Annotated in this window: 10 protein-coding genes; all 10 read right to left on the reverse strand. The window is 56.6% G+C overall.

All coding sequences use genetic code 11. From position 1 onward, the window contains the following. The 10 genes from AC54XV_RS27080 to rpmH all read right to left on the reverse strand — a co-directional run bounded on the left by AC54XV_RS27080 (position 1) and on the right by rpmH (position 9,302). Positions 1–408 carry a F0F1 ATP synthase subunit I gene (locus AC54XV_RS27080; RefSeq protein ID WP_002555989.1) on the reverse strand — a complete coding sequence of 136 codons (408 nt, stop codon included), beginning with the start codon at positions 406–408 and terminating at the stop codon, positions 1–3. 146 nt (positions 409–554) lie between these two features. Beyond that, positions 555–1,427 carry a ParB/RepB/Spo0J family partition protein gene (locus tag AC54XV_RS27085; RefSeq protein ID WP_496717555.1) on the reverse strand — a complete coding sequence of 291 codons (873 nt, stop codon included), beginning with the start codon at positions 1,425–1,427 and terminating at the stop codon, positions 555–557. A gap of 9 nt (positions 1,428–1,436) precedes the next feature. Further along, on the reverse strand, positions 1,437–2,228 hold the full coding sequence (locus AC54XV_RS27090; RefSeq protein WP_002555991.1) for a ParA family protein: 792 nt from the start codon (positions 2,226–2,228) through the stop codon (positions 1,437–1,439). An 18-nt stretch (positions 2,229–2,246) separates the two neighbouring features. After that, entirely contained in the window at positions 2,247–2,891 is a 645-nt protein-coding gene (gene rsmG / locus AC54XV_RS27095) for a 16S rRNA (guanine(527)-N(7))-methyltransferase RsmG (RefSeq protein ID WP_003367844.1), read from the reverse strand. Then, the gene (mnmG, locus tag AC54XV_RS27100; RefSeq protein WP_104652684.1) at positions 2,888–4,780 is read right to left on the reverse strand and encodes a tRNA uridine-5-carboxymethylaminomethyl(34) synthesis enzyme MnmG; all 1,893 of its coding nucleotides are present in this window, start codon (positions 4,778–4,780) and stop codon (positions 2,888–2,890) included. The genes rsmG and mnmG overlap by 4 nt, the downstream gene beginning before the upstream one ends. 588 nt (positions 4,781–5,368) lie before the next feature. Then, positions 5,369–6,739: a tRNA uridine-5-carboxymethylaminomethyl(34) synthesis GTPase MnmE gene (mnmE, locus tag AC54XV_RS27105; RefSeq protein ID WP_060409248.1), complete on the reverse strand. Its 1,371-nt coding sequence runs from the start codon at positions 6,737–6,739 to the stop codon at positions 5,369–5,371. Positions 6,740–6,817: 78 nt separating this feature from the next. Beyond that, entirely contained in the window at positions 6,818–8,509 is a 1,692-nt protein-coding gene (gene yidC, locus AC54XV_RS27110; RefSeq protein WP_003401421.1) for a membrane protein insertase YidC, read from the reverse strand. Positions 8,510–8,511: 2 nt separating this feature from the next. Then, positions 8,512–8,757: a membrane protein insertion efficiency factor YidD gene (yidD, locus tag AC54XV_RS27115; protein ID WP_002551313.1), complete on the reverse strand. Its 246-nt coding sequence runs from the start codon at positions 8,755–8,757 to the stop codon at positions 8,512–8,514. Continuing rightward, positions 8,750–9,151: a ribonuclease P protein component gene (rnpA, locus tag AC54XV_RS27120; RefSeq protein ID WP_002551314.1), complete on the reverse strand. Its 402-nt coding sequence runs from the start codon at positions 9,149–9,151 to the stop codon at positions 8,750–8,752. Before rnpA ends, yidD begins: the two co-directional genes overlap by 8 nt. Positions 9,152–9,167: 16 nt before the next feature. Then, the gene (rpmH, locus tag AC54XV_RS27125; protein ID WP_002551315.1) at positions 9,168–9,302 is read right to left on the reverse strand and encodes a 50S ribosomal protein L34; all 135 of its coding nucleotides are present in this window, start codon (positions 9,300–9,302) and stop codon (positions 9,168–9,170) included. Between the last annotated feature and the right edge of the window lie 584 nt (positions 9,303–9,886).

Raw genomic sequence — 9,886 nt, forward strand, 5'->3', positions numbered from 1 at the left:
CTAAGGTCTCGAAAGTCTTGTTCTCGTAAGCAGGGGAGCGAACCAGTTGACCACCTGGATCAACATGAACACGCCGAATACAGCCAGCGGCGCCAAAGGCTTCACACCTGCGAACGTCAATGCAAAAAGCACTGCCGTGAAAATCAGTTTGCCTGCCTCGCCGGCGTAGAACGACCGAACGATGGCTTGCGCTGCTCTGGCCCCGGAAAACCGGAATGCCTTGTGAGCAAAGTATAAATTGGGTAGCCAGGCTATCAGGCCTCCGCAGAGTCCCGAATATCCTGCAACGACTCCTTGCCACTGCCACAGCACCAATGCGGCCATGAGCAGCACGATCAATTGAGCCAGCAAAAGCGGGAAAACCGCCAGGCGATAGAACGGCAAGCGGTCTGGCATGCGGGATTCCATCGCAACTGCTCCTTTGATGTCGGTCGCCATAATCAATAACTTGGCATAATTTGTGCCGACAAAATGCGCGCAGAGTATAGGGGCGGTTAAGCCCCTATTCAACAGTCGGGTAGTGATTTCCGACTATACGCTACAGAGCAATTGTTTCAGCGGATGTGAGCGAGCACTCCCTGAAGCTCGTCCAGCGAGTTGTAACGGATGACCAATTGCCCTTTGCCCTTCTGACCGTGACGAATCTGCACTGCAGAGCCCAGACGCTCGGCCAGGCGCTGTTCCAGGCGGCTGATGTCCGGGTCGGTCTTCACCGGCTCGGCAGCCTCTGCCTTGCCGCTCAGCCACTGCCTGACCAGTGCTTCGGTCTGGCGCACGGTAAGCCCGCGTGCGACAACGTGTCGCGCACCTTCGACCTGCCGATCTTCATCCAGCCCGAGCAAGGCGCGAGCATGACCCATTTCCAGGTCGCCATGAGACAGCATCGTCTTGATGGCCTCCGGCAAGGCAATCAGGCGTAACAGGTTGGCCACACTGACTCGCGACTTGCCGACGGCATCGGCCACCTGCTGCTGGGTCAGTTGAAACTCCTGCTGCAGGCGCTGCAGTGCCATGGCCTCTTCGATCGGGTTGAGGTCCTCACGCTGGATGTTCTCGATCAGCGCCATCGCAATCGCGGTTTCGTCCGGCACATCGCGGACCATCGCCGGGATCGTCTCGACTCCCGCCTGCTGGCTGGCACGCCAGCGACGCTCGCCCGCAATGATCTCGAAGCGGTTGTCACCGATAGGACGCACCACGATCGGCTGCATCACGCCCTGCGACTTGATCGACTGCGCAAGTTCTTCGAGTGCCTGCGGGTCCATGTCACGGCGCGGCTGGTACTTGCCGCGCTGGATCAGGTCCAGCGGCACATGCTGCAACTCACTTGGCGGGGCCTTGACGGCCTGTTCTTCCAGCGAACTGACGGTTGGACTGCTCAGAAGTGCGTCCAACCCACGTCCGAGACCTCGTTTCTTGACGGCCATGGGAATTCCTTAGGTTGGCTGAGCGGTTTTTGCGCCGCGACGTTGACGACGAACCAGTTCACTTGCCAGGGCCAGATAGGCCAGCGCACCGCGAGACGACTTGTCATACGCCAGCACGGGCATGCCGAAACTCGGAGCCTCGGCCAGACGGATGTTTCTCGGGATCACGGTGTCGTACAACTGCTCGCCGAAGTGTTCCTTGAGCTGCGCCGAAACGTCGTTGATCAGACTCAGCCGCGGATCATACATGGTGCGCAGCAAACCTTCGATTTTCAGCTGCGGGTTGAGCAGTTCAGCGATGCGCTTGATGTTATCCACAAGGTCACTGAGACCTTCGAGTGCAAAGTATTCGCACTGCATGGGGATAATTACGCCGTCTGCCGCGACCAGCGCATTCAGAGTCAGCATCGACAGCGAAGGTGGGCAATCGATGAGAATGTAATCGTAATTCTCGCGGATGGGCGCCAGCGCATTGCGCAGACGACTCTCTTTCATCTGCATTTCCAGCAGAACCACTTCACCCGCCGTCAGATCACGGTTGGCCGGAAGCAGTTGATAACCACCGTGCTCGGAAAACTGCATGGCCTCGCCCAGATCGCATTCGCCGATCAACAGGTCGTAGACGGAGTTTTCCAGGTTGTGTTTATCCACACCGCTGCCCATGGTCGCATTGCCCTGGGGATCGAGGTCGATCAGCAGCACACGGCGCTTGGTCGCGACCAGTGACGCGGCGAGGTTGATGCATGTGGTGGTCTTGCCGACCCCACCTTTCTGGTTCGCTATCGCGAATACCTTAGCCATTCTTGCTTGTGTTCCCAGTCATGCCGTGCGGCGCAGTATCAGCAGATGGCGTTGGCCTTGGCAACCCGGAACGGTCAAGGCGTGTGCGCTATCGAGGTGAAAATCCGAGGGCAATGCTACCAGCTCATCGTCAGGATGCAGCCCTTTCATTGCCAGCCAGCGTGTATTGACGTCGCCCATGTGACGGGTCCAGCCGGTGAAGTCTTCCAGGCTGCTGAACGCACGGGAGATGATCCCGTCGAAAGGCACTTCGGGCTGATAACTTTCTGCACGGCTGTGGATAACTTCAAGATTATCCAGTTTCAGCTCAAGTTTGACCTGGGTCTGAAACCGGGTTTTCTTGCCATTGCTGTCCAGCAGCGCCACTTTGCGCTCCGGAAACAGGATGGCCATGGGAATGCCGGGCATCCCACCGCCGCTGCCGACGTCGATCCAGCGTGTTCCTTCGATGAAGGGCACCACACTGAGACTGTCGAGCAGATGCCTCGATACCATTTCGTCCGGGTTGCGTACCGCAGTCAGGTTGTAGGCCTTGTTCCACTTGATCAACAACGCCAGATACGCCAGCAATTGCTCGTGCTGGGCCGGACTGAGGTCAATCCCCAATTCCCTGGCACCGGTGGATAACTCTTGGGCGTGTTGCGGGGTGACCATAGAACTCAAGCGCTTTGCTCCAACTGACGGCCCGCGCCGCGTTTTTTCAAATGAATCATCAACAGCGATATCGCTGCAGGCGTAACACCGGGGATGCGCGATGCCTGTCCGAGCGTTTCCGGACGAGTTATCCCCAGCTTGCTCTGGATTTCTTTTGACAGGCCGGATATCGCGGCGTAATCGATGTCTTCCGGCAGGCGGGTGTCTTCACTGGCGCGCAGACGGGCAATTTCATCCTGCTGGCGATCAATGTAACCGGCGTATTTTGTCTTGATCTCGACCTGCTCGGCGACCTGGGGATCGGTGCAGCCCTGGCCAGTGATTGAAATCAGGCTGGCATAGTCGATTTCCGGACGGGTCAGCAGGTTGAGCAAATTGTATTCGTGGGTCAGTGGCGTGCCGAAGTGTGCGGCAATCGCATCGCCCTGCTTGGTACCGGGACGCACCCAGGTACTTTTCAAACGCTGTTCTTCCAGCTCGATGCTTTCACGCTTGGTGCAGAACGCAGCCCAGCGGGCATCGTCGACCAGGCCCAGTTCGCGGCCTTTTTCGGTGAGTCGCAGGTCAGCGTTGTCTTCGCGCAGGATCAAACGGTATTCGGCCCTGGAGGTGAACATCCGGTAAGGCTCTTGCGTACCAAGCGTGATCAGGTCATCGACCAGAACGCCGATGTACGCTTCATCGCGACGCGGGCACCAGCTGTCTCGACCCTGTGCGCGCAGCGCGGCATTGGTCCCGGCCAGCAAACCCTGGGCACCAGCCTCTTCGTAACCGGTCGTGCCGTTGATCTGGCCAGCGAAGAACAGACCGCCGATGACCTTGGTTTCCAGGCTGTATTTCAGATCACGCGGGTCGAAATAGTCGTATTCGATGGCGTAACCAGGGCGAACGATGTGTGCGTTCTCCATGCCGCGAATCGACCGGACGATCTGCAGTTGCACGTCAAATGGCAACGACGTGGAAATACCGTTCGGGTATAGCTCGTGCGTGGTCAACCCTTCCGGCTCGATGAAGACCTGGTGGCTTTCCTTGTCGGCAAACCGGTGGATCTTGTCTTCGATCGACGGGCAGTAACGTGGACCAATACCTTCGATCACGCCCGAATACATCGGCGAGCGATCAAGGTTGGACGCAATGATCTCGTGAGTCCGCGCGTTGGTGTGAGTAATCCAGCAACTGACCTGCGGCGGATGCTGTTCCTTGTTGCCCAGGAACGACATGACCGGGATCGGCGTGTCACCTGGTTGCTCGGTCATCACCGAGAAATCCACAGAACGCCCGTCAATGCGTGGCGGGGTCCCGGTTTTCAGGCGGCCGACGCGCAGCGGCAGCTCACGCAGTCGTTGCGCCAGTGCGATCGAAGGAGGATCACCTGCCCGACCGCCCGAATAATTTTGCATACCGATGTGGATAAGTCCGCCAAGGAACGTACCTGTGGTCAACACCACGGAATCGGCAAATATGCGCATACCCATCTGGGTCACGACGCCGCGCACTTGATCCTGGTCGACGATCAGGTCATCGCAGGCTTGCTGAAATATCCACAGATTCGGCTGATTTTCCAGGGTTTCACGGATGGCTGCCTTGTACAGCACGCGATCGGCCTGTGCACGGGTTGCACGTACGGCAGGCCCCTTGCGGCTGTTCAGCACGCGGAACTGGATACCGCCCTTGTCAGTAGCCATGGCCATGGCGCCGCCCAGCGCGTCGATTTCCTTGACCAGATGGCTTTTACCGATACCACCGATGGCCGGGTTGCAACTCATCTGGCCGAGTGTTTCCACGTTGTGGGTCAGCAACAGGGTTTTGACACCCATGCGTGCCGACGCCAGTGCGGCCTCGGTACCGGCATGACCGCCACCGATGACGATCACTTCAAAACGGGAAGGGAAATCCACCACGCACCTCGTGCCTGTTGTCGATGAGAAATTGGGATAGCTGACAAGTATAGGGACTTACCCCACCTGAATGAAACCCGCTGGACAAAATTTAACCAGCTGTGGAAAAGTCACGGATAAAGAAAATAAAAAGGAAAGAAAGTTTATAAAGCCTTGTTTTTATGTTTATTCTTACTGAGCCACCTTTCTGTGGATAGATTTCTACAGGCCTTTATTTTCAATGTGTACAGAGATTCAAAAGTCTGTGTTCATGTGGGGATGAGGGGGTTGGATAACCGTCCTGAGCCTGTTGATAAGATAGTCACTTGTCCACAGGGGGATTTATCTTCAGGTTTGCACCCTGCTTACCCACCGAGCTAAAGGGCAGTTATTCACAGGGCTTAATCCACAAAAAAACGGCTATTCAGCAAAAATCAGGCACGGAAAATCCATCCCTCGGGCATTCCTGCTCGTCAGATTCAGGTGTCGAGACAAAATTAAAGGAGGAAATGGCGGAGTATGTGGATAACGCTGCCGCTGAAAGAGGCGTCTTGTGGTGCTTGAAGGCATGACCCAGGGCGGGCCATGCCTTGTCTTAGTCGGGAGTGATCACTTGCCTATGCAGAAGCTGGAGAAGATTCTGCCAAGCAGGTCGTCGGAACTGAATGCGCCGGTAATCTCGCCAAGCGCTTGCTGTGCCTGACGCAGGTCTTCGGCCAGCAGCTCTCCAGCGCCCGCCAGGGTGAGTTGAGCCCTGCCGTGTTCCAGCGAGTCACTGGCATGGCGCAGCGCCTCAAGGTGGCGTCGACGCGCGCTGAAGCTGCTTTCCGAGGTTTGTTCATAGCCCATGCAGGCCTTGAGATGTTCGCGCAGCAGTTCAAGCCCTTCGCCACCAGACCTGGCGCTCAAGCTGATGGTGACGTGGCCATCAACGCTGGTCTGCAGATCGACGGGGTCTCCACTCAGATCTGCCTTGTTGCGTATCAGCGTGACTTTCGACGGGTCCGGGCGCTGCTCGAGGAATTCGGGCCACAGTGCAAACGGGTCGGCTGCCTCCGGCGCGGTCGCATCCACCACCAGCAGAATCCGGTCAGCTTCGCCGATGGCCTTGAGTGCGCGCTGCACGCCGATCATTTCCACCTGGTCTTGAGTATCCCGCAGCCCTGCGGTGTCGACGACGTGCAAGGGCATTCCATCTATGTGGATATGTTCTCGCAGTACATCACGGGTGGTGCCGGCGATCTCGGTGACAATCGCCGCCTCCCTGCCCGCCAGAGCGTTCAGCAGACTGGATTTGCCCGCATTGGGGCGTCCGGCAATCACCACGGTCATGCCGTCGCGTAACAAGGCACCCTGCCCGGCTTCACGCAGCACTGTGGATAACTCGGCACGCACGTCATCGAGCATATTCAGAACGTGGCCATCGGCAAGGAAGTCGATTTCCTCTTCGGGGAAGTCGATTGCAGCCTCTACGTAGATACGCAGGCTGATCAATTTCTCGGTCAAGTTATCCACACGCCGCGAGAAAGCGCCCTGCAGCGAGCGCAGTGCATTGCGCGCTGCCTGTGCAGAACTCGCCTCGATCAGGTCGGCAATCGCTTCCGCCTGGGCAAGATCGAGCTTGTCATTGAGAAACGCACGCTCACTGAACTCTCCCGGACGAGCCAGGCGGCTGCCCAGTTGCAGGCAGCGCTGCAGCAGCATGTCCAGAACGATGGGGCCGCCATGACCCTGAAGTTCCAGTACATCCTCGCCGGTGAACGAGTTGGGTCCCGGAAAATACAGTGCGATACCTTCATCGAGCACCTGCCCGGTGCCATCTACAAAAGGTCCGTAGTGGGCAAATCGTGGCTTGAGGGTCCGACCGATAATGGCTTCGGCGGCCTTGCCCGCCAGAGGACCTGACACCCGGATGATACCCACACCGCCACGCCCTTGGGCTGTGGCGATGGCGGCAATGGTTTCACGAGGAACGTTCATGCTCCGGCTCCCGGACAAATGACGGATAGCAAAACGCCCCACGAGGGGGCGTCTTGTAGAACTTATTCACAGGTTAGATCAGACAGCTGCTTTCTTGGTAGCCGCTTCGATCTTGCGAGTGATGTAAGCCTGCTGAGCGATCGACAGGGTGTTGTTCACAACCCAGTACAGAACCAGACCGGCAGGGAACCACAGGAAGAAGAACGTGAAAATGATCGGCATCATTTTCATGACCTTGGCCTGCATCGGGTCCGGCGGAGTCGGGTTCAGACGCTGCTGGATGAACATGGTCGCGCCCATGATGATCGGCAGGATAAAGAACGGGTCCTTGATCGACAGGTCGGTTATCCACAGGATCCATGGTGCCTGACGCATTTCCACGCTTTCCAGGAGTACCCAGTACAGCGAAAGGAAAACCGGCATCTGCACAAGAATAGGCAAGCATCCACCCAGCGGGTTGATCTTCTCTTTCTTGTACAGCTCCATCATTGCCTGGGACATCTTCTGACGATCATCGCCATGCTGTTCCTTCAGCAGTGCAAGCTTCGGAGCCACGGCGCGCATGCGTGCCATCGACTTGTAGCTGGCTGCGGACAGCGGGAAGAACAGGCCTTTGATCAGCATGGTCAGAACAATGATCGACCAGCCCCAGTTGCCGAGGATGGCGTGGATGTGTTGCAGCAGCCAGAAGATAGGCTGGGCGATGAACCACAGGAAACCATAATCGACAGTCAGCTCCAGGCCTGGGGATAACTCTTTGAGTACCGCCTGGCTTTTCGGACCTGCATACAGGGTGGCACTGGTTTCACCTTGTGCACCAGGTGCAACCGACAGAGTCGGACTGGTGAAGCCGATGATGTAGTTACCCTGGCTGTCTTTGCGGGTCTGAACGGCGTTGGTTGCGTTGTGATCCGGAATCCACGCAGTCACGAAGTAGTGCTGCAACCATGCAACCCAGCCGCCCTGGACAGTTTCCTTGACCTGGCCCTTATCGATATCTTTCATCGACACTTTCTTGTACGGCTCGGCCGCAGTCCACAGGGCAGCGCCCAGATAGGTAGCAGTGCCGGTAGCAGTCGTCGAAGAAGGATCGGAGCTGGCATCGCGCTTCAATTGCGCGAACAGATTGCCGGACCAGGGTTGTGCGCTCTGGTTATCCACAACGTAAGTCATGACCAGATCGTACAGACCGCGCTTGAACGTGAAGCGCTTGATGTAATTGACACCGTTTTCCGAGAATTTCAGATCCACGACCATCGTGTCCTGGCCGTCAGCCAGTTGATAAGTCTTTTGTGTGGAGGTGTAAACCGGACGACCGGCAGCGCGAGCATCAGGACCATTGGTCCCGGTCAGGCCACTTTGTGCCAGAAAAGTACGCTCGCCACCGTTGTCGAACAACTGGAACGGAACGTCAGGACGATCCTGACGACGCGGGTACAGAGGCAAACGAAGTTGAACGACGTCGCCACCCACCGGATCGATCGCCAGATCGAGCACATCGGTCTTGACGTGGATAAGGTCTTTGCTGGCTACGGCCGGAGTTTCAAGAGGTGCTGCAGCCGTATTGGCAGTAGCGTTTGCGCTTGGAACATCGGCACTTGCAGAACCATTAGTACCAGCGGCCGTGTCCGGAATACCCGGTGCGGTGGTGCTGGCTGCAACATTCTGGGTCGGCATGGCAGCCTGGCCATAGTCTTGGTTCCATTTCAGAACCCCGACGTAGGTCACGATTGCCAGGGCGACGATCAGGATCGTGCGTTTAATATCCATGATTACTCGGCCATCGAAGAAGAACGGGAGGTGGGGACAGCTGGAACCGGGTCATAACCACCGGGATTCCATGGGTGACAGCGACCAAGACGACGAATTGACAGCCAGCCACCGCGCAAAAGGCCATGATTCTCGATGGCTTCATACGCGTAGCAGGAGCAACTGGGGTAGAAACGACAGTGACTGGCCATCAGCGGGCTAATGGCATAGCGATAAAACTGGATCGGAACGAGTGCCAGTTTACGCATCTGGACTGTCTACCCCTGCAGGTTCGGATTTTTCTTCCGGAATGGGTCGGCTACGCGCCAGACGTTTCCAGAGCTTGCCGAAATGCTGAATCAGTTCAGGGTTTTCTACGTCACCCAAGCCTTTACGCGCGACGATAACGATATCCCAACCGACCAAACTGTCTTGGTGTTGGCGAAATGATTCGCGCATCAGGCGTTTCAAACGATTGCGCTCGACGGAAAGCTTCACGCTCTTTTTACCTATCACAAGCCCCAGGCGGGGATGATCAAGGTCGTTGTTGCGCGCAAGGAGCAGGAGATTTTTCCCCGGAACCTTACCGGTAGGGGAGTCAAAGACTGCCTTGAAATGCCGGGGAGTGAGCAAACGCTTTTCCCGACTGAAGTCTCGACTCACCTCCTGTGCCGATTTATCAAACTGCCAGACGCTTACGGCCTTTGGCACGACGACGCGAAAGAACTGCGCGGCCGTTTTTGGTGGCCATGCGTGCACGGAAACCGTGGGTGCGGGCGCGCTTGATAGTGCTGGGTTGGAAAGTACGTTTCATGGCGTGTTACCTGGTTCGTCCACTACGGGCCGGAATGGCCCCCGTTTTAAGAGACCGGGGATTCTAGAGAAAGCGGGCCCGCAGGTCAATTTCCAACCAGCTTTTCTTCATGGGCGTCTTTTTATAGCTGAACGTCCTCTTCCTCTCGTTCACCGCTAGGCTGACCCGATCCTGTTATAGAAATAAAAAGAAGAGAGTATTTAAAGCTTCTTTATAAAGCTTATAACTCTTAGGTAGCGCTTTTCTGTGGATAACCTCTCACAGCCCTTGTTATTCAATGTGTACAGAGGTTAGAAAGGTTGTCGAGAAACGGTGCCCTGCCTGTGCCGGACCCTCGGAAAAGCTGTGCATGGAACGCTGTTTTATCCACAGGCGAGTTATGCACAGAGTTCAAGCCTGACTTATGCAATGGGCTGAAGACGGGTTATCCACAGAGCTTAGGCGTCGACCGTTTGTCGTGTGCTTCAGGCATAAATCGTTGATTTATAGCTGTCTGTGAGCAACCTACATGTGGATAAGTCGCCTCTGGGCCGTTACAATGGCGGCTGTTTTTGCCTCACCGGCTTTCAACTCAGGGGATATCC

Source organism: Pseudomonas fragariae (ex Marin et al. 2024) (assembly GCF_059621105.1).

Bases quoted from the DNA above. Each gene is read 5' to 3' on its own strand.
- AC54XV_RS27080 (WP_002555989.1), bottom strand. From the start codon at position 408: ATGGAATCCCGCATGCCAGACCGCTTGCCGTTCTATCGCCTGGCGGTT.
- AC54XV_RS27085 (WP_496717555.1), bottom strand. From the start codon at position 1,427: ATGGCCGTCAAGAAACGAGGTCTCGGACGTGGGTTGGACGCACTTCTG.
- AC54XV_RS27090 (WP_002555991.1), bottom strand. From the start codon at position 2,228: ATGGCTAAGGTATTCGCGATAGCGAACCAGAAAGGTGGGGTCGGCAAG.
- mnmE (WP_060409248.1), bottom strand. From the start codon at position 6,739: ATGAACGTTCCTCGTGAAACCATTGCCGCCATCGCCACAGCCCAAGGG.
- yidC (WP_003401421.1), bottom strand. From the start codon at position 8,509: ATGGATATTAAACGCACGATCCTGATCGTCGCCCTGGCAATCGTGACC.
- yidD (WP_002551313.1), bottom strand. From the start codon at position 8,757: ATGCGTAAACTGGCACTCGTTCCGATCCAGTTTTATCGCTATGCCATT.
- rpmH (WP_002551315.1), bottom strand. From the start codon at position 9,302: ATGAAACGTACTTTCCAACCCAGCACTATCAAGCGCGCCCGCACCCAC.